This is a genomic window from Tateyamaria omphalii (assembly GCF_001969365.1).
In the GTDB taxonomy this organism is placed as follows: Bacteria; Pseudomonadota; Alphaproteobacteria; order Rhodobacterales; family Rhodobacteraceae; genus Tateyamaria; species Tateyamaria omphalii_A.
The window spans coordinates 529,811-554,404 of sequence record NZ_CP019312.1; the positions used below are offsets into that span (position 1 = coordinate 529,811).

17 protein-coding genes and 1 pseudogene are annotated in these 24,594 nt (G+C 60.4%); 15 read left to right on the top strand and 3 right to left on the bottom strand.

What is annotated here, in order from left to right; genetic code table 11:
• Nucleotides 1-8 precede the first annotated feature (8 nt).
• The 4 genes and pseudogenes from BWR18_RS02605 to BWR18_RS02625 all read left to right on the top strand — a co-directional run bounded on the left by BWR18_RS02605 (nucleotide 9) and on the right by BWR18_RS02625 (nucleotide 6,332).
• Nucleotides 9-4,637 (top strand): ExeM/NucH family extracellular endonuclease, encoded by a 4,629-nt coding sequence (locus BWR18_RS02605; protein WP_076626572.1) that lies wholly within the window; start codon nucleotides 9-11, stop codon nucleotides 4,635-4,637.
• 441 nt (nucleotides 4,638-5,078) lie between these two features.
• Nucleotides 5,079-5,294: a hypothetical protein gene (locus BWR18_RS21555; RefSeq protein ID WP_172839346.1), complete on the top strand. Its 216-nt coding sequence runs from the start codon at nucleotides 5,079-5,081 to the stop codon at nucleotides 5,292-5,294.
• Nucleotides 5,295-5,384: 90 nt separating this feature from the next.
• The gene (locus tag BWR18_RS02615; RefSeq protein ID WP_157598629.1) at nucleotides 5,385-5,624 is read left to right on the top strand and encodes a hypothetical protein; all 240 of its coding nucleotides are present in this window, start codon (nucleotides 5,385-5,387) and stop codon (nucleotides 5,622-5,624) included.
• Between the two features lie 39 nt (nucleotides 5,625-5,663).
• Nucleotides 5,664-6,332 (top strand): annotated as a pseudogene (locus BWR18_RS02625) (integrase core domain-containing protein).
• Between the two features lie 51 nt (nucleotides 6,333-6,383).
• On the opposite strand, the gene BWR18_RS02630 reads toward BWR18_RS02625, so the two are convergent.
• From BWR18_RS02630 to BWR18_RS02640, 3 genes are all read right to left on the bottom strand, one after another.
• On the bottom strand, nucleotides 6,384-7,499 hold the full coding sequence (locus tag BWR18_RS02630; protein WP_254684921.1) for a S8 family serine peptidase: 1,116 nt from the start codon (nucleotides 7,497-7,499) through the stop codon (nucleotides 6,384-6,386).
• 1 nt (nucleotide 7,500) lies between these two features.
• Nucleotides 7,501-8,070 (bottom strand): anti-sigma factor family protein, encoded by a 570-nt coding sequence (locus BWR18_RS02635; RefSeq protein ID WP_076626576.1) that lies wholly within the window; start codon nucleotides 8,068-8,070, stop codon nucleotides 7,501-7,503.
• Nucleotides 8,071-8,133: 63 nt separating this feature from the next.
• Nucleotides 8,134-8,703: an RNA polymerase sigma factor gene (locus BWR18_RS02640; RefSeq protein ID WP_076626577.1), complete on the bottom strand. Its 570-nt coding sequence runs from the start codon at nucleotides 8,701-8,703 to the stop codon at nucleotides 8,134-8,136.
• A gap of 175 nt (nucleotides 8,704-8,878) precedes the next feature.
• On the opposite strand from BWR18_RS02640, the gene BWR18_RS02645 reads away from it, so the two are divergent.
• From BWR18_RS02645 to urtE, 11 genes are all read left to right on the top strand, one after another.
• Nucleotides 8,879-12,247: a calcium-binding protein gene (locus BWR18_RS02645; RefSeq protein ID WP_076626578.1), complete on the top strand. Its 3,369-nt coding sequence runs from the start codon at nucleotides 8,879-8,881 to the stop codon at nucleotides 12,245-12,247.
• Between the two features lie 1,540 nt (nucleotides 12,248-13,787).
• Complete coding sequence (locus BWR18_RS21560) at nucleotides 13,788-13,952, top strand: hypothetical protein (protein ID WP_157598631.1); 165 nt, start codon at nucleotides 13,788-13,790, stop codon at nucleotides 13,950-13,952.
• A gap of 167 nt (nucleotides 13,953-14,119) precedes the next feature.
• Entirely contained in the window at nucleotides 14,120-14,722 is a 603-nt protein-coding gene (locus BWR18_RS02650) for an aspartyl/asparaginyl beta-hydroxylase domain-containing protein (RefSeq protein WP_172839347.1), read from the top strand.
• 3 nt (nucleotides 14,723-14,725) lie between these two features.
• On the top strand, nucleotides 14,726-15,553 hold the full coding sequence (locus BWR18_RS02655) for an alpha/beta fold hydrolase (protein WP_157598632.1): 828 nt from the start codon (nucleotides 14,726-14,728) through the stop codon (nucleotides 15,551-15,553).
• Entirely contained in the window at nucleotides 15,550-16,614 is a 1,065-nt protein-coding gene (locus tag BWR18_RS02660; RefSeq protein ID WP_076626581.1) for a hypothetical protein, read from the top strand. Before BWR18_RS02655 ends, BWR18_RS02660 begins: the two co-directional genes overlap by 4 nt.
• The gene (locus BWR18_RS02665; protein WP_076626582.1) at nucleotides 16,611-18,212 is read left to right on the top strand and encodes an ABC transporter transmembrane domain-containing protein; all 1,602 of its coding nucleotides are present in this window, start codon (nucleotides 16,611-16,613) and stop codon (nucleotides 18,210-18,212) included. Before BWR18_RS02660 ends, BWR18_RS02665 begins: the two co-directional genes overlap by 4 nt.
• A 374-nt stretch (nucleotides 18,213-18,586) precedes the next feature.
• The gene (gene urtA / locus BWR18_RS02670) at nucleotides 18,587-19,864 is read left to right on the top strand and encodes an urea ABC transporter substrate-binding protein (RefSeq protein ID WP_157598633.1); all 1,278 of its coding nucleotides are present in this window, start codon (nucleotides 18,587-18,589) and stop codon (nucleotides 19,862-19,864) included.
• A 58-nt stretch (nucleotides 19,865-19,922) separates the two neighbouring features.
• Complete coding sequence (gene urtB / locus BWR18_RS02675) at nucleotides 19,923-21,896, top strand: urea ABC transporter permease subunit UrtB (protein WP_076626584.1); 1,974 nt, start codon at nucleotides 19,923-19,925, stop codon at nucleotides 21,894-21,896.
• Nucleotide 21,897: 1 nt separating this feature from the next.
• A complete protein-coding gene (urtC, locus tag BWR18_RS02680) occupies nucleotides 21,898-23,154 on the top strand; it encodes an urea ABC transporter permease subunit UrtC (protein WP_076626585.1) in 1,257 nt (418 codons plus the stop codon).
• Nucleotides 23,151-23,891 carry an urea ABC transporter ATP-binding protein UrtD gene (gene urtD / locus BWR18_RS02685; RefSeq protein ID WP_076626586.1) on the top strand — a complete coding sequence of 247 codons (741 nt, stop codon included), beginning with the start codon at nucleotides 23,151-23,153 and terminating at the stop codon, nucleotides 23,889-23,891. Before urtC ends, urtD begins: the two co-directional genes overlap by 4 nt.
• Nucleotides 23,881-24,588, top strand: coding sequence for an urea ABC transporter ATP-binding subunit UrtE (gene urtE / locus BWR18_RS02690; protein WP_076626587.1), 708 nt, complete (start codon nucleotides 23,881-23,883; stop codon nucleotides 24,586-24,588). Before urtD ends, urtE begins: the two co-directional genes overlap by 11 nt.
• Nucleotides 24,589-24,594 lie beyond the last annotated feature (6 nt).

Here is a 24,594-nt window from a genome sequence, read left to right on the forward strand (position 1 = left end):
AATATGCAATGGGCTACTTTTCATCGAATTTCATCTTTGGTTCGTTTGGGTCGGACACCTTGAATGGAACGAACAAAAGAGACTTCATCTTTGGTTTTTTTGGCGATGATAGGATCAAAGCGGGCGGTGGAAATGACTTGGTCTTTGCAGGATTCGGCAATGACACGATCCACGGGGGCGCGGGCAATGATCGCATCTTTGGCGGCTTCGGTTTTGACACGGCCGCATATTCTGGCTCGATCAACGATTACAGCATTTCAACCTTTGGTCAGTCCGGGCCCACGATTGTAAAGTCCATCAATGCCGTCGACGATGCGGGCCGCGACAAGCTGTATAGCGTCGAAGCTCTGTACTTCGAAGAGGACGACTACACCCTGTTTCTGGATGGCAGAAACAATGCTGTCCTGGCGGGCGATGACGCATTTGCCACTGGCGAAAATACGACCCTGACGATTGGTGTCGGCGCGCTTTTGGAGAATGATCAGGAGTTTGACGGCGATACACTGGAAATCACCGGCGTGTCGGGCACCAGTGCGTCAGGTGCAACTGTTGAACTGGTAGACGGGCAGGTCGTTTACACCCCTGGCGATCTGTTCGATATGCTGGGTTCAGGCGAAACTGCAACCGACACCTTCACATACACGGTCACTGACAACCAAGGCAGCACAGTGACTGCTACCGTCACTGTGACGATCGAGGGGGAGAATGACGCCCCAACCCTGCTGGCCGTGGATCAAATCTGCCTGATCGAGGGCAACGGCACATTCCAAGCGGTCATTGCGGCCTCTGATGTCGAAGGCGACATGCTCAGCTTCGCTCTGGCCGGGGTCGATGCGGAGCTGTTCACAATTGATGCAGAAACTGGCGCCATCAGCTTCATCACCACGCCCACCGCAGACAACCCCCTCGATCAAGGGGGCGACGGTATCTACGATCTCGAACTTCTGGTTTCTGATGGCACGAATACAACCAGCCAGGAAATCCAGGTGCAGGTGCAGCGCACACCTGGAAACGGCGGCTCCGGCCCGATTGCCTTTGATATGGTCGGCAGCGCCTCGCTTGGCCTTCTGGGCTTTGTGAGCACGGCCCCCGCCTTCTCAAGCGCGGGTGACGGGTTTGGCTTTTTTCAAGTTGGCGCGGGGTCTGTTCCATTCAGCCTGATTGATGACAGCGCGGCCGTGTTCCCAGGCGACAGCCTGGGCATCATTGACAGCAATTCGAACACGGATGTGTTCTTTGGTGTCACCGACACGATCAACAGCGACAATCCCACCGACGAAGCCTATGAGGCGCAATGGTCCTTCGACATCGCGGGCCAGACTGAGCTGAGCCTGTCTGTCGACGTGGGTGCGATGGGAGATTTTGAAAGCTCTGACAGCTTCACGCTGACTTACAACATTGATGGCGGCGCAGAGATCGTCCTGTTTGACTTTGTCGCGGACGAGGACGCCTCGCTGGACTATACCCTCGCCAATGGCGACGTCGAAACACTGGACGACCCGCTCACAGTCGCCGGGTCCGGCGAGGTTCTGTCGAACATCCTGCAAACGCTGAGCGCCAGCCTTGAAGGCACCGGTTCGGTCCTGAACGTGACTCTCACCGCCAGCACCGATGGCGGGTCCGAGGCATTTGCCATGCAGAACCTTGTGATCGAAGCGGCCGCACCCTCGGGGCCGCAGGTCGTGGCATCGGCGTTGACGGGCGATGCTGATCGGAACCTTATCAGCTTCACCAACAACGCCCCTGCCTTCTCCAGCCCAGGGGACGGCTTTGGCATCTTTCAGGTTGGCACCAGCGCGTCGATCCCGTTCAGCCTTGTCGATGACAGCAATGCGGGTTTTGCAAACGATACTCTGGGCATCATCGACGCGGCAACCAACACAACGTCCTTCTTTGGCGTAACAGATTCGGTAAACAGCGACACCACTGGCCCAGTTTCGGCGACCTGGGCCTTTGACATCTCGGGGTTCAGCGATCTGGTCCTGTCGCTTGACGCAGGTGCGATGGGCGACTTCGAAGGCTCGGACAGCTTCACCTTCACCTACAATATCGACGGCGGCACCGAGATGACGTTGTTCGACTTCGTCGCGGACGAGGCGGCCTCACTCGACTATACGCTCGCGGATGGAGATGTGTTCACGCTCAATGACCCGCTGACGGTTGCCGGCTCGGGTGAAGTCCTGTCGAACGTCTTGCAGACGCTGAGCGGCGCGATTGAGGGTGAAGGTTCAATCCTGAACCTTACCTTTACCGCGGAAACCGATGGCGGGTCAGAGGCATTTGCCTTTCAGAACCTGGTCATCGAAGGGACTGGTGGCACGAGCGAGCCGGAACCGCCAACCTATTCCATCTCAACGAGCAGCGGTGACGCGCTCGAAGGCGACGAGGGGGGCACCGAATACAGCTTCCTCATTACCCGCGATGGCGACGTGTCGGAGGCAGGCAGCGTGGACTTCACCATCGGTGGTGATGTGGATGCGGACGATTTCGGCGGTACATTGCCAGCTGGTACGGTCACGTTCGCGGCGGGCCAAACCTGCGCCACGGTGACCTTTACGGTCACCGGTGACGAGGTGATCGAAGATGATGAGACCTTTACAGTCACCCTGTCGAACCCGGTTGGTGGAGAAATCACCACAGACAGCGCCTCGGTCGAGATTCTGGACGATGATGACATCACACTGATCTCCGATGTGCAGGGCGAGGGCGATGCCAGCGCCCTCGTCGACCAGGTCGTCACCGTCGAAGCCATCGTGACTTACGTGACGTCGGATGGGTACTTCCTGCAAGAGCAAGACAGCGACAGTGACGGCAATGCGCTGACCTCCGAAGGCATCTTTGTCTTTACCGGCGGCGTGGATCAGCCAGCTGTCGGTGATCTGGTCGTCACCCGTGGCGTGGTCGATGAAGTCTTCGGTCAAACCCAGCTCAGTCAGGATTTTGTCCGGGTTGTCTCCTCGGGTAACCCGCTGCCCATGGCAGCGGCTGTGCTGCTCAGTGGTGCTGAGCAGAACTTTGAAGCGATTGAGGGGATGCGCTTTACCCTCGACAGCGGCGTGGACGGCGAAAACATCACGGTCATCGAAAACTTCAACCTCGACCGCTTCGGCGAGATCACCGTCTCGGCCGGTATTCAGACCCAGCCCACACAGCTCTTCGATGCGCAAACCGAACAGGATGAGGTGCAAGCACTGATCGAAGCCAACCTGAACAACCGTCTCATCATCGACGATGGCGTGTCGGCGCAAAATCCGGACGAATTCGTCTATATCCCGAACACCACGGAAGGCGACAATGGCAACGGGTATCTGGACGCGGGCGACACGTTCACAGCCGATGGCCCGACACTGCGTTTGGGGGCAGAGATTGACGGTCCCACCAGTGGCGTCATGACGTTTGGCTTCGGCGAATATCGGATGCTGGTCGATGGTCAGTTGAACATTGATGAGACGACGAATTCGGAAGCGCGCGAAGAAGACGCACCAGATGTAGGTGGCAATATTCAGGTCGCGTCGATCAACGTCTTGAATTATTTCACGACGCTACGTGGCGAGGGCACCTCCGGTCCCGGTGAGCTTAACCCGCGTGGCGCATCCTCCGACGCCGATCTGGAGCGGCAAACCGATAAGTTGGTCGACGCGATAACCGGAACAGGCGCCGAGATTTTTGCGCTGCAAGAAATCGAGAACGGTGGATTTGCCGAGGGTTCGGCCATCGACGCGCTGGTGGACGCCCTGAATGAGGATGCGGCGATGTCCGGCTCTGGCGCGAACTACGCTTTTGTCGATCCAACGGCAGATGCGGGCTTTATTGGCACCGATGCAATCACCACCGGCATCATCTACGACGCCAACGCGGTGACGGTCACCCATGCCGAATTCCTCGTTTTCGATGAGGCGTCCGCGGCGACCACCTTTGCGCTGGCCGATGTGCTGAACGCGGTGGTTCCCGAGGAAGATCAGGTCGGCGACTTCCAGCGGAACCGCCCAGCGGTGGCCGCCACCTTTGAGGACAACGAAACGGGCGAGACGTTCACCATCGTCTCGAACCACTTCAAGTCCAAAGGTCCAAGCGGTCTGGATGATCTGGTGGAGGCCGCTCAGGACTATCTCGACAACGGCGGTACAGACATCACCCAGGCCGATATCGACGCATTGGTCAATGACCCGAACTATGACCAGGGCGATGGCCAGGCGTTCTGGAACCAGGTCCGTGCGGACGCCGCGGGTGAAGTCCAGAGCTGGATCGAAAACGACTACATGGGCACAGGCGTCGACAACTTCATCATCATGGGGGATCTGAACGCCTATGCGAAGGAAGACCCGGTGCAATCGCTGACGGATGACCCCGGTCTTGTAGATCTGATAGATCAGTTCATTGGCCAGGATGAAGCCTACAGCTTTGTCTTCGACGGTCAGCGAGGTGCACTTGATCATGCGATTGCATCGGGTGGCATGGCTGACATGATTACAGGTGCGGAAGAATGGCATATCAACGCGGATGAGCCGGACTTGTTGAGCTACAACGCGGCCTTCAACAACCCCAACTTCTATGAGCCAAGTCGTTTCGCCTCCTCTGACCACGATCCGCTCATCATTGGCATCGACACAAGCCCCGACGATAGCGTCATATCGTAGAAAACGAGCAAAGGGCCTCGGATGCGCGGACGAACATGCGCGTCCGGGGCGTTACTTCCACAGATTGGAAACCTTCTGTGTCCCCCGGTCTCGCGGAGGACTAAAACTGTGGCGAGAGCAGTCCCGAAGTCGCACAAGCTGCTGTTCGCGGTTGTCCGCTAGATTGTTGGAGGGATCATCTCCTTTCCAGTCCTCTGGATTACACTGACAACCTTCAGATCACATTCAGACGTGCTGAGGTCTCCGCCGGTTCTTGTGAATTTCGAGTGGGCTATGGGTGCTTTCCGAACCCTTTGGGACGGGACAGACACCGGACGATACTTGCTCAACTCGACCCTCACTTCGCGTAGGTTCACCACCGCTACCTTGCTTGTCGCGATCCCAGCCGCTTGATCCTTGGCCTGCATGCCACTCAGACGGGCGAGAGTAATTGCTCTTGGCATGGCGCCCAAGACGATGATGCCATCCATCGCACTTTCAATGCCGATCCTTCTGATCGGCATCAATCCGGGACTGCTCGACATGAGTTTCGAGCTGGTGTGTATTGTGATGCTCATTAGTCTAACGATCGTCGTCTGGATGCACTTTTTATTTTTTGTGCGGGATATTCCGATAGAGCTTTCAAAAGCCGCGAGATTAATGGGGCAAGCCCTTTAAGGGAGATCATGCTCATTCTGATCCTACTGGCTAGTTTGATAATCAGGTCGATGTTTGCGTTATCCGCCATGCTTACTGGAACGAGCCGTTTTGGGTGTTGCTCTTCTCCGCCTCAAGAGCCGACATGATATCGACCTTCCTCGCCAGCTACTCGAACAGCACATACTTGGCGCAAATCAGCGCCGCATCTGTGATCGCGATATTCTTGATCATATTTCCCGGATGGCTTTGCCAGAGGCAGACTATTTGCGGGCAGACACGTGGCGCGATTACGGCAAAGAACAGGCCAATCCTGCATATCGCGTTAAAAACGCGGTCTTCTCCTACTGAAGTGGTCCTCCGCTATGTTTAGAAAAACGGAGGAAAGCCATGGCCAACAAGCGACCGAAGCCCGAAGAGATTGCCACGAAGTTACGGCAGGTTGAGGTCCTGACAGGGCAAGGCATGCCGCGTCTGGATGCGATCCGACAGATCGGTGTGACTGAGCAAACTTATTATCGCTGGAGTGCAGGCGGATAGACCTGAATGTCTCGGAGCGCCGCGCTTGCCGTGTTCTGAGGCAGCATCGATCCACGCAACGCAAAGTCCCCTTTGGACGTACTGATGAAGAAGAGCTTGTAGCGGATATGATCGAGCTGGCCCGGCAATACGCGTGGATCGCAAGCTAAACCCAGCCAATGTAATCGACGTGCTGAGCGACCTATTTATCCTGCGTGGCATCCCTGCGTTCATTCGTTCGGATAACGGCCCAGAGTTCGTTGCTCAGGCCGTGAAGATTGGATTAAGGCTGTTGGGGCAAAGACGGCATACATCGAACCCGGATCACCCTGGGAGAACGGATACTGCGAAAGCTTCAACGCACGGTTCCGGGACGAGTTCTTGAAGGGCGAAATCTTCTACAGCCTGCGTGAGGCTCAAATCCTGATCGAACAATGGAGGAAACATTACAACACCAAACGCCCACATAGGGCTCTGGGCTATTGCCCTCCGGCCCCGGAAACCATCGTCCAGATGGACCCCAGGCCGGCCATGCACTAACAATCAAATTGGACCACTAAGCTGGGGTTGATCAGGACCGCTTGACAGATCTCAGCATCCCGCAAACTGCAAAAGCCCTGCTCCGAAAACTGTGTCGCGCCCGGCGGGCCCCAAATCTGTCGATGTGGCAGTGAAATGCCTACGGATCGCCTCGACCGGTCGGCGCACCAGATTTGCGTCCGCCGCGATGGACGCGGTCACGAAAGGCACGGCCATTGAGGTGCCGCTGGCGATCCGCAGGCGCGCACCGTCGCGCACGATAACATCGACGCCCGGCGCGGCCACGTCCACATGGGGCCCACGTCCTGCGTTGCGGAACACCGCGCCGTCGCTGCCGACTGCCGTCACGCCCAACACGAAGGGAAAGGCGGCGGGAAACTGGGGTGGCGCGCTCGGGCCATCATTGCCGACGGCGGCCACCAGAACCATACCGTCTGCCACCGCCCGCGACAGGGCCCGGTTCATCAGCTTGTTGCGTGGCCCGGCCATGCTGATGTTGACAACGCGCACCTCGTTCGCCGCCAGCCAGTCTAGGGCGCGCAGGATCGGAACGACACCCGCCGCGTCGCCCTCAGCGACGACGTTTGCGCTGTAGAGCGGCGCGCCGCGCAACCGTCCCGGCCCTATGAGCAGCGCGGCAATCCGACTCCCGTGATCCATGGCTGCTGCGTTGGATCCGTCGCCAAACACGTCCTGAACGATCTGACCGGAGGTGAGACCGGGATGGCCCGGAGCCACCCCGCCGTCGATCATGCCCACACGAGCGCGGGAAACGCAGCCCCCATCGGGCCAGCCAATCATGGATGCGGCATAGTCAAGGCGCGCCTGTCCCTGGCTCTGCAAACGGTAGAGGTGGTTGGCTCCTGCCGTCACGCCGGGGACGGCGGCCTCGATCTCGTCGATGGCCTCGGGGATGGTGGTGTCGATGGGAATGCGAAACACGACCATCGTGTCGTCAAGACGGGGCAACGGGTGCTGGGCAAGCAGGACGTAGCCGCGCGCCTCGGCTTCGGTGATCAGCACCTCGGGCGCCTCGGCCGTCAGCACGACCAACTGCCGTTCGTCAGTCACGGCAAAGGGCAAGCCACCCGGCCCGGCGCCGCGGGGTGGCCCTACAGGTCCGCAGGCGGCCACGAAAAGACACAAGAACACGGTCAAACGGATCATATCACTCCTCGGCAACGATTTCGACCAGCGGTGAGGTTTCCAGCGCCGTCTGCGCCGCCTCGCGCGCCGCGGCATCGACGAAGACCAACCGGTAAAGACCAAGCGCCGACGGCCCATCCATGATGCTTGCGCCGGTCTCGCGCAGCAAGGCCTCGATCTCAGCCGCGGTGGTCTCCGCCTCGAACGCCACGGCGAGGGTCGCCTCCGCCGGCGCTTCGGTGACCGTACGATACAGCGGGCCATCCCCAGAACCGTCACCGACGACCAGAAAGGCCCCCTGAACCAACACCACCGCTCCTAGAAAAAGGGCCGCGATGCGCCACACGGGCCGGTGTGGCAAGTTGGCAGGCTTGGTTCGGTCGATTTCGGCGGCGAGCCTGTCCCAACCTCCTTGCGCAGCGCCCTCACCCTGCGCCAATGCGCCCCGCAGCCCAGCCATCAACGCCAGTTCCGCCCGCAGGGCGGGGTCTGCCTCGGCCTGCGCCTCGATCCGGGCTGCCGTCTCGGGGTCGGTTTCACCGCGCAGGTGCGCCAGCAATGTGTCTTCGCTCAATCCGTCTGGTCGGTCCATGTCAACCTCTTTGCCAGGTTATGCCGTACATATTGGACGAGCGAGAAGCGGAACGGTTCAAAATCATTTCAGCTTGCCGCGTGACAGGCACCGCATCAAGCTCTGCTTGGCGTGATGAATGCGGCTTTTTATCGTGCCTTCTGGGACATTTTCCACCACGGCCACCTCAGCGCAGGTCATCTCTTCGTAGAACGCCAGATGTATCGCGGCCCGCTGACGCTCTGGCAACTTGTCGAGACAAGCCCGCAGCCGCGCCGAATCCTGTGAGGCGCCGATCACAGCCTCCGGGTCCGGTGCATCATCTGGCCGCGTCTCGTCAGCCTCGACCAGAGTGACGCGAGCTTGCTTGCGAATGTGATCAACGGTCTTGTTGCGCGCCAGGGTCAGGATCCAGGACCGCACGCTTGAACGACCCTGAAAGCCCGCTGCACCACGCCATACGCTCAGCATCGTGTCATGGACAATGTCGTCGGCCTCGGCAGCGTCCCTGACGCGTGGACGAACAAAGCGGGCCACCGCGTCGGCATGGGCTTCGTACAGTATTTTCATGGCTGCCATGTCGCCCTGCCCAATACGAGCCAGAAGGGTCGCATCCTTAGATTCGCTTCGGGGACGGATGTTCTGTTCGGTCATCACCGGCGACCTTACATGGCCGTATGCCCGATTCAATGGCTTTTGCCGATGCCGCCGCGACCCGGCAGGGAGCGGCCAGTTTCCCCAAGGTCAAAAAAGTTTGAACCGAATGCGGAGGTCCACCGACCCATCCATATCCAACGCCCATTTGGGCACCAACATAGGGACAAGACAGATGGCCAATATTAACGGTGACAATACTTCGGAAATTTTGAACGGGACGAATGACGCGGACAACATTGATGCAAACGGAGGCAATGACACGGTCAACGGATTTGGTGGCAACGACACGATCTTTGGCGACGGCGGCAATGATCTGCTGTTCGGTGGCGACGGCGACGACAGCATCAATGGCGGTGACGGCCAAGACACAATCGACGGCGGAGCGGGCGCGGACTTCATCGATGGCCGCGGCGGAGACGACATTGTCAGCTACGCGAATTCTGACGAGGGTGTGCGCATCGGTCTTAACTTTGGTGTCGGCACCGGCGGGCATGCAGAGGGTGACAGGCTGGATAACATCGACGGCTTTATCGGGTCCGATTTCAACGACCGGCTCGATGTGAACGCCAACCGCAGCAACTTGTTCTTCGACGGTGGCGACGGTTTCGACTCCCTGTTTCTCAACGAGTTTCAGGATCTCCGCAACGACACGCTTTTGAACTTCGAGCGTATCGTTATTGCCGATTCCACCTCTGGGCGCGTCGGCTTCGATATCAAGTCCGATCAGCTTGCTGACCTGGAAGAGATCAATGTCCGCAGCTTCTCGGGCGATGTTGACCTCTTTTTCGACATGGAAAACGGCGTCAACGCTGACCTGTCTGGCATCAACTTCACCGGTTTTGACCGCAACGACACCATTCGGGTCCAAGGTGAGAACGACGCTGATTTTATCGTCGGATCGACACAGAACGACCGGATCGAGGCCCGAAGCGGCAACGACACGGTCGATGGTGGCGACGGCGATGACACGATCTTTGGCGGCAACGGCGATGACATTCTGATTGGCGGCGCGGGCGCGGATGAACTGAACGGCGGCGACAATCGTGACACCGTCAGCTACGCCGACTCCGCCGAGCGCGTGATCGTTAGCCTGAACCGGGGCATCGGTGTCGGCGGCGACGCCGAGGGCGACACCTTTTCCGGCATCGACGGCTTCATCGGGTCGGCCTTCAACGACCGTCTGCGCCTCGAAGAAGACCGTAACAACGTCGGGCTTGACGGTGGCGACGGTTTCGACACGCTCGAATTGCGCGAGTTCCAAGAATTCCGCAACGACACGATCTCGGGCTTCGAAGACATCCTGATCAACGACAGCACCAGCGGCCGCAAGGGCTTCAACATCAACTCGTCGCAGCTTGATGATATCGAACGCATCCGCATCAACAATGGCAGCGGCGACACGGCGGTCGACATTGCCATCGTCATGGATGGCGCCGATGTGGACCTTTCGCAAATCGAGTTTATCGGGTTCACCGACAATGACATCATCCGTGTCATCGGCGAAAGCGACCGTGATGTCATGATCGGCTCGACCGGCAATGACAGCCTTGACGGCGGCAGCGGCAATGACGACTTGTCCGGTTTGGAAGGCGATGACCGCCTTGAAGGCGACAATGGCAAGGACACACTGAACGGTGGCGAAGGCGATGATAGCCTATTCGGCGGAGACAATGATGATCTGCTTATCGGCGGTGAAGGCGCCGACATTCTGAACGGCGGTAGTGGCGAAGATGTCGCCGACTACTCCGCATCCGACGCAGCCGTTGCGGTGAACATTGCGGCCAGAACCGCTTCGGGGGGCCACGCAGAGGGTGACCAGATCAGCGGGATCGACGGTATCATCGGTTCGGCCTTTGGCGACACGCTGGACGGCGACGGCCGCGCCAACCAGTTCTTTGGTGAGGACGGCAATGACTCCATCACCGGTGGCAGCGGTGACGACACGATCCGCGGCGGCAACGGCAACGACAGCCTAATCGGCGGCAACGACCAGGACGAGATCAGTGGTGGTGAAGGCGATGACCGCCTGATCGGTGATGCTGGCAACGATGTGCTGGACGGTGGCGACGGCAACGACCTCTTCCTTGGCGGCACGGGCAATGACATCCAGATCGGCGGCAATGGCAACGATTTTTTCTTCGGCGGAGCCGGTCTGGATATTCACATCGGGGGCAACGGGTTTGATGTCGTTTCCTATCGCAACGAGACGTCCGCCATCACATTGAACATGAAGGCACCGAACTCGGGCGTTGGCGCTGCCGATGGTGACAGCTTCTTCGACATCGAAGTCATCGAAGGGTCAGATTTCAACGATCTCTTCATCGGTGACAGCCAGAATACGATCTTCCGCAGCGGTACAGGTGCTGACACGGTTGACGGTGGCGCAGGCATCGACACGGCCGACTATATAGGGTCCGACGAAGGGGTGGAGATCGACATGCGTGAGGGCACCCAGTCGGGTGGCGACGCTCAAGGCGACGTGCTTCTCAACATTGAGAACGTGTCCGGCTCCAACTTGAACGACGAGATCTCCGGCGATCAGCAGGACAACCGCCTGCGCGGCCGCGACGGCAATGACCGGCTGAATGGCCGTGACGGCGACGACTTCTTGGAAGGCGGAGAAGGTCGCGATACGATTACCGGCGGCGAGGGCGACGATACAATTATCGGTGATGAGGGCAACGACATCGTTGCGGGCAACACCGGTGAAGACGTCATCGACCTCGGTGCAGGCAATGACCGCGCGGTCTGGCGCAATGGCGATGGATCGGACACTGTGGATGGTGGCGACGGCTACGACACGCAAATGGTCCACCTGGCCGAAGATGCCGCCAACCTGGTCACGATCTCTGCAGATGGCGACCGGACCGCGTTCGAGCGTACCAACCTGGGCAACTTCACCCTGGACCTGGATGTTGAACAGCTCGACATCAACGGCGGCACCGGCAACGACGTCATCAATGGCGCGACAGCCGCGCTCAACATTGAGGTCGAGGGCCGCGAGGGTGATGACACCATCACCGGTGGCAGCGGCGACGACACGTTCCTGGGTGGCGAGGGCAACGATGTCCTGTCTGGCCGTGACGGTGCCGACACTCTTGACGGTGGCGCGGGCGACGACAACCTGCTTGGCGGCGCCGGAGACGATGTGCTGAATGGTGGCGCTGGCCGTGACGTCGTGCGCGGCGGCAGCGGCGACGACCGGCTGATCGCGTCCGAGGGTGTTGACTTCTTGCGCGGCGGCAGCGGGTCCGACACCTTCGTCTTTGACGATGCGAACCTCTTCGACGACGGCGCCCGCGTGGCCAGGGTGACGGATTTCGACAGCGGCGAGGACGTGCTGGACCTGTCCGGTTTGTCCGACGACCTGGTCTTTATCGGCAACGGCAACTTCTCCGGCACTGCAGGTGAGATCCAGCAGGTGATCGGGAACACAGGCACCGTGCTGAATATCGACCTTGATGGCGATGGCCAGTCCGATGGCAACATCCGCCTCGACGGCGCGGGCATCTCCCTGACCACGGACGACTTCCTGTTCTAGGCGTCCCAAACCCTCAACGCTCACCGCGCGTCCGAAGCTCAATGGGCATCGGGCGCGCGTTTCGGTGCGGACGACGGCAGGACCCGGGAGCGTGCAGACATTGACCCACAATGCACCCGCGTCGATTGCATCTTTCTCTCTACAACAAGATCGTCATGCTGGCCCGCCGGTATCTCCCTGACCACCAAGATCGAAGACGGCGCTCACGCGGCGCGGGCCGCGAAGTCGCAACAGGTTGTGGGATGTGTCACCGAATGGCTGGCGTGGAGGGTACAAGCAAGCCACGTCGACCTTTGCTCTGTTGCCATCTCGATCACCCGGATGTTTCTTGCTGAACTAACCCTGGGCTTCACAAGTGCCGACATCTACCTGCCGCTGAGGGCCACCTAACCGGTGCGGCGCCGATCCGGCTTGACGGCAGGTTCAAAAGTTTGTCGTAAGGACATATGCGCACTTGCTCTTTGTAACGTGCAGACATCGGCGCCATGAACGCTGCGTTTCTCCTAAGTACACGCTCACTTCAATGATGTTTGCCTCCATGAGACGGGACGATACCTAACTTTGATGGACTCCAAACCTGTTCTCAAGGAATTCCTAGGCTCGTTGCGACACTTGTATGACCCAACGAAAAGACTGGGTGAGCCGCCGATTTGGATGTAGCGGCAAAGTTGGCATGTCTGTGTCCGCTCTGTAACGCTTTGCAATGTTTGGATTGTGATTGCAGAGGAAGCCTGATTTCCGCTCCATCTATTGCCAAGCTTATCGCTGTTAACTGAGGATCGCGGCGCATTTGTCATGCGCCACTTTATATCTTGCGCTACAGGGCCTCACTTCGTTCCCGTTTCAAAAACGCGTATCGGTCTTTGGCCCCATCCAGCTTCCCGGTGGTGTCTTCTGCTCGTTCTGTACGCTCGGCTGAAGTGGTCCCACCTCTTCGGACAGGTTTGCAGCGTTTCAAGGGATGGGTGATGCATGTCGGCGCACAGGTCGCCAATGAAAAGTTTATAAATCAGACATTTATGCGTGATGAGAGCGCTGCGGCGAAATGGGGCGGAACTACCTATGGGCGATCTGTCGTCAGAAAGTCTGCGGTACGCGCCCGCCCTGGGACATCATTCACGTAGTTCGACTAGTGCTTCGACAGCGCCGATGTGCTGGTCACGGCCACTGTTTGCAGCCCTTCCGCGGCCTCGAATTGACATTTCTCAAGTACCCGGAACCGCTGAAAACTGTGTCTGCGTAAACCCCGCATAAACCCCTGATGTACGGTCGGTTTCCAAAGGCATTTGGCTGCCGAAGGCAGGCAGGTTTCTTCTTGCTCTCAACCATCGGCCTGTACAGGTGATTTAGGTAAAAATCCTTTTGTTTGCAGTTGTTTGAAGAATAATGGCTCTTGTCCCAACGCCGTAAACTAAAGGTATAGGCGCCGGTTTGACCAGTTCGTAAACCGGTAATCTATCGACCCGGTATGACCGGTGCACAATCTGTTGATCAACCAACGGCGCATCACGTCGCCGTGAAATAGAAAGGTTGATCGCTCATGCCACTGAACCTGAACACCATTGCTCACGCTGCGACGCCATCACTCACGAACCTGTTTTTGGCCTTTGGCGCGCAGCACACCGAGGTCTGGGCCTGCGGACCTCGGGCGTTTTTGACCGGGTGCATCATTGCACGCCACGATCAGCAGAAGGCGGTCGCGTGATGTGCAACACCCTTCATCCCGTCCCCCGTTGCCCGCACGCCGCCCTGTGCGGTTCGAAATGCCAGCGCCTGTTCCACGTTTTGGAACAATCCGGCGCACACCCGGTGCCCCCCTCATTTTCACAGCACGCGCCGCAGGGGTTCGTGCACAGCAGCAAGGAGAAAGACATGAAGTATTTCAAAAGGATTCGGAGCGACGTCGACGTCACGCCGTTCCTCAACGAAATCGCCAGCGTTGATGACGCATGGGCGCAGGCAACGGGCCGCCAGGACAAGATCGCCGTGCAACGCGAGGCGCTGGCCATTCCTCTGCGGGGTTTGCGCAAGTCGATGCTGCTTGGCCGCAATCGTCGGGATGTGCACGAAAGCCGCTGGACCACGGGCTCCATCAGGTTTCCCGTCGCTCGCGCCTTTATCGAGGATGTGGCCAACGAACTCGACGCGGACATGAGCCGAGCCAAGATCGTTTGCCTGCCTGCGGGTCGCCGCGTCTATCCGCATATCGACCGGGGCGAATATTACCGGTTCCGCGGTCGCTATCACTTTGTTCTGAAATCGTCCTCCGGGTCCTGGCTGAAGGCCGGTGATGAAGAGATCCGGATGAAAGAGGGTGAGCTGTGGTGGTTTGACAACGACCAGATGCACGAAGCGTTCAACGATGGTGACGAGGATCGCGTCCACATCATCTTTGATCTGCTGCCCGCAGACATGCGCGCCAAGGCCGCTGCCGCGACCGAAAGCGCGCGTGCCAAGCTTGAAAAGGCGGCCTGAACGATGTCACGTATTCACTTTCGCCACGGTATTCCGGGCGCTGTTCCAAGCGCCTGGGTGATTCACCCCGACGCGGGCAGCAGCGGTCAGCCCCCAGTCGTTGCCGTCCACGGCCTGAACCGCGAGACGGAGGTGATGGCCAATCTGCTCGCGCCGCGGGCCGACGTGACCGGTCGTACCATTATCCTGCCGATCTTCGACCGGACGTCCTGGCGCCGTTATCAGCGCGCGGCCTGCAAGCAACGGTCGGACTGGGCGCTGCTGTCTCTGCTGCGCGTGCTGCGGGACGACGGTGTCATCGGACACGGACGGCCGGATCTGTCGGGCTTTTCCGGCGGGGCACAATTCGCGCACCGCTTTGCATGGCTGCACCCTAACCATGTCGCGGGGCTGTGCCTCGTGGCGCCGGGCTGGTGGACCTTTCCCGATGCGCGCGCTTCATTTCCGCTGGCGATCGGTGGGGGCTTTAACGGGCGGGAGTTTCGTTTGCGGGCCAACCTCAAACGCTTCCTTGATCGCGACATCCGTGTCTCGGTCGGTGCCCTGGATGTTCAACTGGACCGCAACCTGCGCCAGGACCCTGAGGTCAATGCGGCGCAAGGCCCGCACCGGGTGGCCCGTGCGCGGCGCTGGAGTGCCGCGGTCATCCGTGCAGCACGACGGGTCGGCGTACAACCGCGCGTGTCCTTCGAGCTGATGCCAAATTGCGTTCACAGCTTTTCCGACTGTGTTGCGAATGCGCGGCTGGATCGCGCCTTTGTCCCTGACTTCACTTCCCAAACCCAAACCCTGCCCTTTCGCGGGCAGGACCAACTTGAAAAGGTGGCATGATGCATCTTCTTGATATGAATACCGACGCGGGCCCGCAGATCGCGGGTGCCAAATGGAGCTTTGTCACACGCCGCGTGCGCCGTGGGGCTGTGCAGAAACTGGATGGAGACCTGAGTGCTGCGCGGTCCGGCGATCTTGTGCTGGCCGAAGTTCAGGAGATTGGCAGCCACAAGCGACTGCAGCTGAGCGACGGGCGCTATTCGGCGCTTTATCCCAAGGACCGCATCGTGCTGGCCTGCGGCGACCGCTTTGCCGAGGATCAGTTCGAAGGCATTGCAGAAATCTCAACCGACGGCGCAGACCTGCTGGCTGGTGGCGGCGTTATCGGTACGATGCTGTCGCGCAATGGCCGAGTAAAGTGCCCGACAAGCCTGTCCGTGATCGGACGTCTTGCGGATGCCGACGGCAAAGTTCTGAACCTTGATCAATTCGCCCTTGCGTCAAACCACGGGCCAGCGCCTGCACGGGTGATCGGTGTGCTCGGCACCGGCATGAACGCAGGCAAAACCGCAGCTGCTGCCGGGTTGGTCAACGGATTCACGCGCCACGGTGACAAGGTGGCAGCGATCAAGGCCACGGGCACGGGATCCTTTGGCGATGTGCACCAATACGAAGCGGCAGGTGCCGCGCGCACGCTCGACTTCACGGATGCAGGCTTCGCCTCGACCTTCCGGCAGCCGGTGGACAAGATCGAAGCGCTGACCCGCACCCTTCTGTCTGCCGCATCGGATTGCGACGTCGCGGTTGTCGAGCTTGCCGACGGGGTCAGCCAGGTTGAGACGGCTGAGCTGCTGAGCCGCGCGAACTACTGCGCCCTGTTCGATGCCTTTGTGTTGGCCGCACCTGGCGCGCTGGCATCGCGCGGCGCGCTGGCCTGGCTCGCGGAACACGGCATCACGCCGATTGCACAGACCGGCCTGATGACCCAGGCACCGCTTGCAGCGCGCGAAGCGGAAACGCTTGGCCTGCCGGTTCTGTCGCGTGAGGACCTGTCGGACCCGGCAACCGCCGGTTCGCTGCACAATTTGCTGTCGGATGCCCGCCCGGAGCATGTGGCATGAGCCGCAGACCGGCCATAACAGCCGATCGCCGGTGGATGGGGCTGTGCGCCTTGGTCTGCCTGGCGATCGGACAGGCGGTCACCATGGTTGTGACCGCCTTTGCGACCCGCGACGTGATTGGCGCGTTGCGGGATGGCAGCGGTGTTGTTCCCATGCAGGCCCTTGTGGCGATGGTCCTGGCGGGCTTTGCGATTTTCGCGCTGCGCTCGGCCGAAGGGGCGATTGGTGAGCGCACCGGCCAAAGCTATGCGGCTGCGATCCGCCGCACCCTGTTTCTTCACATGACCAAGGTGCCCGCCAGTGCCATGGCGCGCCGCCGTGCTGGCGCGACAGCCCTGCGCTATGTTGGCGACCTGACGGCCTTCAAAGGCTGGGTTGCGCGGGGTCTTGTGCGTTTCATCTCGGCCGGGGCGACGATTCCCGCGGCCTTTCTCATCCTCTACTGGCTTGAGCCGCGCCTCGCGCTTGTCGCTGCTGTTCCCATTGGGATCGTCATGGTGGCCATCTTCTGGCTGGGCCGTCCCTTGGCGGACGCCCATGCAACCCTTCGGTCCAAACGGGCCCGAATGGCAGCGGATATGGCCGAACGTCTGCCGCAAGGCATTGCCCTGCGCCGCTCTGGCCGGGTCAAGACCGAGCTGCGCGCGCTTGACGCCAAGTCGGGCAAGATCGCGCGCGCCGCGGTGTGGCGTGCCTGGCTGGCGGAGACGGTGCGCGCCATGCCTGACGCTGCCGCCGGTATCGCAGGTGCCCTGTGCCTGTGGGTCTGTCTGGACCTGGGCCTTGGCGTCGCCGACGCTGTTGCTGCGCTTACGTCACTTGCCCTTGTTGTCTGGCCGCTCCGCCATCTCGCGGATGCGCGCGACAGGCAAAAGGCTTTTGGCGTCGCCCGTGCGAAACTGGATGCGGCCCTGTCGGCCCCCCGGATGCCCACCGTCAAAAAGAAAAAGGCGGACCCGAAGGCGCCGGCCATCGACTTGGAAGGCCTGCAATGGCCCGGTACAGCGCCCGTTGATCTACACCTGCCGCGCGGCGCGATACGGCGCCTGTGCGGCCCGGCCAGCAGCGGCAAGAGCCGGTTGCTTATGACCCTGGCCGGGTTCGAAGCGCCGCCAAGCGACGGGACCCTGACTGTGCTGGGCAGCGCGCCCGAAGCGCTGCGTGGTGGTCGCATCCTGTATCTTGGAGCGCACGCGCCGACACTGAAAGGATCGTTGCGCCGTGAACTGACCCTTGGCACAGGCCGCAACCCCAAAGATGATGCCCTGCACGATGTGATCCGCCGCGCGGGCCTGTGCGTCACTGCCGCGCGGCTTGGCGGTTTGGACGGCAAGGTGGCCGAAGGGCGGCGCAACCTGACCGCGACCGAACGCGGGCGCCTGTTTCTGGCACGTGGGTTGATTGCCCGCCCCGACCTTGCGTTGATTGACGCCGATGAGATCGGATTGGAGGGTGCAGCGCTTGCCGACGCGCTGGCCCATTTCGAAAGCATAGGTGCGGCGGTTCTTATCGTGACGTCTGACAGAGAGGCGCAGTTGAAACTGGGCGCGCCGCTGCGGTTGGGCGTGACACAAGATGGCTCCGCTGCTGCGGCATGATACCGTGGGTCTGTGCCTAAAACCCCTATGGTCATAGACATTTGGGCCGCACCAACTGTCGGCTTGAATGGGACCCGAGCGAACACAATTCAGTTCTTGACGTTATTTGCGCTGAAAATTTGTGCGAATTCGAGTTTTGCGCATAAAAACAGCGCAAGGTGGACCGATTTGGCTCATTAATTGTGCGGTAACGCGTGAGAGTACGGACGAGAACGATACCACTTGCGGCGGGCTAGACGGCCCAAGTTCGTGCGATGGTGTTGGCGTAGGAAACCAAAAAACACCACCGCACTCCGCATCAGATGCGTAGGGGGGCATATGGATGTTCGGAATTCCGAATGCAACGCCCTGCGCGACACGCAAGGGGACACGCGATGTCTAAGACACTACTCACAACAACCGCGGCTTTGGCCATGATGGCCGCTCTGCCTGCCGCAGCTCAAGACTGCCCAATCAAGGTCGGTGTTCTGCATTCGCTTTCGGGGACAATGGCGATTTCGGAAACCACGCTCAAGGACACGATGGAAATGCTGATCGAGCAGCAAAATGCCGCCGGTGGTGTTCTGGGCTGCCAGCTTGAGGCGGTGGTGGTCGACCCGGCCTCCGACTGGCCGCTCTTTGCCGAAAAGGCGCGCGAACTGCTGACCGTGCACGAAGTCGATGTGATCTTTGGCAACTGGACGTCCGTCAGCCGCAAATCCGTCCTGCCCGTGATCGAAGAGTTGAACGGGCTGCTGTTCTACCCCGTTCAGTACGAGGGCGAAGAAAGCTCGAAAAACGTGTTCTACACCGGTGCCGCGCCCAACCAGCAGGCGATCCCGGCGACCGACTACTTCCTCGAAGAACTGGAAGTCGAGAAATTCGCGCTTTTGGGCACCGACTACGTCTATCCGCGCACCACGAACAACATCCTGGAATCCTACCTGCAGCAGAAGGGTATTCCTGCCGAAGACATCTTCGTCAACTACACGCCTTTCGGTCATTCGGACTGGTCCAAGATCGTGGCGGACGTCGTGGCACTGGGTGCTGACGGCAAGAAGGTCGGCGTCATCTCGACCATCAACGGCGACGCCAATGTTGGTTTCTACAAAGAACTGGCTGCCGCTGGCATCTCTGCAGATGATATCCCGGTCGTTGCGTTCTCGGTCGGTGAGGAAGAGCTTTCGGGCCTCGACACATCGAACCTGGTCGGCCACCTGGCCGCGTGGAATTACTTCCAGTCCGCCGACACCGAAGCCAACGAGGAATGGGTTGAGGCGTGGAAGGCCCGCATGGGCGAAGAGCGCGTGACCAACGACCCGATGGAGGCGCATTACATCGGCTTTAACATGTGGGTGAACGCCGCGACCCAAGCGGGCACCACCGATGTTGATGCGGTCCGCACCGCCATGTACGGCCAGGAGTTCCCGAACCTGACGGGCGGCACCGCCGTCATGCTGCCGAACCACCACCTGGCCAAGCCGGTCCTGATCGGCGAGATCCAGGAAGACGGTCAGTTCGACATCATCAGCGAGACCGAGGAAGTGCCGGGCGATGCCTGGACAGACTTCCTGCCTGAATCGGCCGTTCTGGTATCAGATTGGAAAGAACTGGGCTGCGGCATGTACAACACCGAGACGTCCAGCTGCGTACAGATCAAGTCGAACTACTGACCTGAGACCCTTCGGGGGCGGATTGCCGCCCCCGATCATCTATTAGGATTGGATGCCAATGTCGGTTTTCCGTCGCTTTTTTGTTGCGGCTTTGTCCCTTCTGGTGACGTGGGCCGCACTGCCACTGTCTGCCCAGGATGTCACGGCCCCGATCCAACGCTTGTTGCAAGAGCATGGCGAGGTGATCGCCAAAAGCTCGCGCCGCACCATTGGCCCGGCCATCGACGCGCTCGCCGCGAGCGGTCTGGACGAGGCGCAAACCGTGCTGGAGCGCTGGCGCGACAAGGAAATGTGGCTCAACGAGGAAACCGGTGTCTTTGTATATGCCGAGGAAATCGACCGCCGTACGATCCGCACGTTCGATTTCGCCACTGGCACCGTGCTGGGCGAATTCGAGGACAGGGACTACAAACAACTCAAGCCCAATAGTGGCATCCGCGGTCTGATCGGTGCGGCGCTGGTCCGCTTTCAATTGACCGACCCGGACCCTGCTGCGCGGATCGCGGCGCTGAACGCAATCGAACGCGATGCCGACGAAAGCCACCTTGGCGCCCTGCGCGCGGTGGTCGAGGCCGAGACCAACCCGAACATCGCCCAACGCATGGACCGGTTGGAGCGTATCCTGACCATCCGGTTTGCTGAAGGCGAGGCAGAGCGGATCGCGGCCATCGAAAGCTTTGAGGGCGATCTGGGCGTGGACGTGCGGGCAGCGCTTAATCCGCTGGTCGTCACGCAGCTGGATGTGGGCACGACGCTTCCCGAAGACGCCGATGTCGTGCGCCAGGTCGACCCCGGAAGCGACGCGCTAAGTGTGGACGCGGCCTACGCCTTGCTGGTGTCCAATGAACTGGCTGTCGAACGCATCTCTCGCGATGCACAGAAAGCGGCGCTGATTGCACATATCGACGGGGGCACCGTCGGTGGTATCCAGGTCGCCTTCCTCGACACCGAAGCGGGACGCGACCTCGCCTACGCCGCTTTGGTCCAGCAGGGCACGGTCGAGCCTGCCGCCACCGACTCCGAAGTGGATGAGGCGCTGTCGGCCCACGTCTTCTTTGAACGCTACAGCGCTGCGTCGCCCGCGATTGCACTGGCCGCGCAGGCTGTTCTGACTGGGATCGAGAACAAGGTGGCGGTCAACCAGACCATCGACCTGGGCCTTGATGCGCTGTCGCTCGCGTCGATCTACTTCCTCGCCGCCATCGGACTTGCCATCACCTTCGGTGTCATGGGCGTCATCAACATGGCCCATGGCGAGTTTATCATGATGGGCGCCTACACGGGCTATGTCGTGCAGCTGTTCGTACCCGACTACACGCTCAGCATCCTTCTGGCGATCCCGCTCGCGTTCATGGTCACTTTCGGCGCCGGCGTCGCGATGGAGCGTCTGGTGATCCGCTGGCTCTACCACCGTCCGCTGGAAACACTGCTTGCCACCTTCGGCATCTCAATCGCTCTGCAACAACTGGCCAAGAACATCTTTGGCACCCAAGCCCGCCCGCTCACTGCGCCGGGTTGGCTGGACGGTTCCTGGGTCATCAACGACATCGTGTCGATCAGCTATATCCGTATCGCCATCTTCGTCCTGGCGCTGCTGTTCCTCGCCCTGTTCCTGATCGTGATGAACCGCACCCGGCTCGGGCTCGAGGTGCGCGCGGTCACGCAAAACCCGCGCATGGCCGCGTCGATGGGGATCAACCCCGATCGCATCAACATGCTGACCTTCGGATTCGGCTCCGGCATCGCAGGGATCGCGGGTGTCGCGATCGGGCTTTATGCCAAGGTCACGTCCGAGATGGGCAGCGACTATATCGTGCAATCCTTTATGACCGTGGTGGTCGGCGGGGTCGGCAACATCTGGGGCACGCTCCTCGGGGCCACGATGGTCGGTTCGCTGCAAAAGGGGATCGAGTGGTTGAACCCGTCAAATACGCTGGCCGCGCAAACCTATATGATCCTGTTCATCATCCTGTTCATCCAGTTCCGGCCCAAGGGCATTATCGCCCTCAAGGGCCGCGCGGCGGAGGCATAAAATGTCCGACGCAACCCTCGCCCCCGCGCGCCAGCCCATCGTTCGGCGCTATCCAGTCGTTTTGGTCTTTCTGGGCTGCCTGGCACTGTTCACCCTTGGCATCACCATCCTGTCCGAAGGGTTCGGGATCGGTGTGATCTCCACCAGCTTCGTCAAAACGCTGGGCAAGACGCTGTGCCTGTGCCTCGTGGCGCTCGCCATGGACCTGGTGTGGGGCTATTGCGGCATCCTCAGCTTGGGGCACATGGCGTTCTTTGGCATCGGCGGCTATGCCATCGGCATGTGGCTCATGTATGCGCGCACGGAAATCATCGTGGTCCAAAGCCTTTCCGCCGCGCCCTTGCCCCCAACCGTGCAAGAGATATCGGACGGGATCGCGGCGCAGATTTTCGGCGTCGTAGGCGCGTCCGAGTTCCCGCCCATCTGGGCCGTCGCACACTCGCTGCCGCTGCAACTCGCCGCCGTCGTTCTTGTGCCGGGCCTGCTGGCCTTGGTCTTTGGCTGGCTGGCCTTTCGCAGCCGCGTGACGGGCGTTTACCTGTCGATCCTGACCCAAGCCATGACATTGGCCCTCGCGCTATATCTCTTTCAGAACGACAGCGGCCTGCGCGGCAACAACGGTCTGTCGGGGTTGCAAAACTTGCCGGGGCTGGGCGACGTGCCCCAATCCACCGTGTCGATCTGGTTTTTCTGGGCGTCGGCTCTGGCGCTGGGCCTTGGCTACGTGCTGTGCACGTGGGTCGTGTCGGGCAAGTTCGGCTCTGTCATTCGTGCCATCCGCGATGACGAAAGCCGGGTGCGATTTTTGGGCTACCCGGTCGAGGCCTACAAGCTTTTTGTCTTCACGCTCACCGCCGTGATCGCCGCCATCGCGGGCGCGCTGTACTATCCCCAAGCGGGCATCATCAACCCGGCAGAGATTGCACCCATCGCCTCCATCTACCTTGCCGTCTGGGTCGCCATCGGGGGCCGCGGTCGGCTTTATGGCGCGGTGATCGGCGCTGCTTTCGTGTCACTCTTGTCCACCTATTTCACCGGAGGTCAGGCGCCCGACATCAACCTGGGCTTCTACACGATCCAGTGGGTCAACTGGTGGACCGTGCTGCTGGGCCTGTCCTTTGTCGTGGTGACCCTGTTTGCGCCCAAGGGGCTTGGCGGTCTCTTTGACCTGATTGCCGCACGTCGGTCACCGGACCGGCACGGTGCGGACCTCGGCCCCGATGTCGGTGCGCTGCGCGAGAAGGAGGCCGAGAAATGAGTTCGCTTCTAGAAGTGTCGGGCGTGTCGGTGTCTTTTGACGGGTTCAAGGCGATCAACAATCTGACGTTCCAGATCGGCGAGGCCGAGATGCGCGCCGTGATCGGACCCAACGGCGCTGGCAAGACGACCTTCATGGACATCGTGACGGGCAAGACGCGCCCCGACGAAGGCCGCGTGTTGTGGGGCGACAAGTCGCAATCGCTCTTGTCCATGTCTGAAAGCCAGATCGCGCAGGCCGGGGTGGGGCGCAAGTTTCAGCGGCCCACCGTGTTTGAGGATCAGACCGTTGCCGAAAACCTGATGCTTGCGCTCAAGAAAAAGCGCTCGCCGCTCGCTGTGCTGGGGTTCCGTGCCTCACGCGCCGATCATACCCGCGTGGCCGAATTGGCAGACGAGATCGGGTTGTCCGCCGCCTTGGATCGCAAATCGGGCGAGTTGAGCCATGGCCAAAAGCAATGGCTTGAGATTGGCATGCTGCTGGCACAGGAACCCAAACTGCTGCTCGTGGATGAACCCGCGGCGGGCATGACCCCGGCCGAGCGCGAACACACGACCGACATTCTGGTCGAAGCGGCCAAGACACGGGCCGTTGTTGTCGTGGAACACGACATGGAGTTCGTGCGCCGCCTGAATTGCAAGGTCACGGTCCTGCACGAAGGGTCGGTTCTGGCCGAAGGGTCCATCGACCATGTCACGTCGGATGAAGCGGTGATCGAGGTGTATCTTGGCCGGTAACTTGCTGGAAATCGAAGGTCTGACGCTGCACTACGGCGGCAGTGAAATTCTGCGCGGCGTTGATCTGGTCGCGCGGACGGGCGAAGTGACCTGTGTCATGGGCACCAATGGCGTGGGCAAGACCAGTCTGCTCAAGGCGGTGTCGGGCACGCATCTGCGCAGCGGCGGGCACTACCGGCTGAGCGGGCAAGAGATTGGCAAGCTCAGCGCGCATGCCCTGGCGCAACGGGGCGTCGCATATGTCCCACAGGGGCGCGAGATTTTCCCCTTTCTGACCGTTCAGGAAAATCTGGAAACCGGATTTGCCTGCCTGCCGCGCGCCGCGCGGCGCGTGCCAGCCGAGATTTTCGAGCTGTTTCCCATCCTCAAGGAATTCCTCCACCGCCGCGGTGGCGACCTCTCGGGCGGGCAGCAACAGCAGCTTGCCATCGCGCGGGCGCTTGTGACCAACCCCAAGCTTTTGTTGCTAGATGAGCCGACCGAGGGCATCCAACCCAACATCATCAAACAGATCGGCAACGTCATCTCGACCCTGCGCGAAAGGGGGGAGATGGCGATTGTTCTGGTCGAGCAGTATTTCGACTTCGCTTTTGACCTTGGCGACAGGTTCACGGTGCTGGAACGCGGAGCTGTCAAATTGGAAGGGCCAAAGTCGGGCGTAGAACGCGCTAAGCTCTTGGCTGCGGTTTCCGTCTGACAGGGC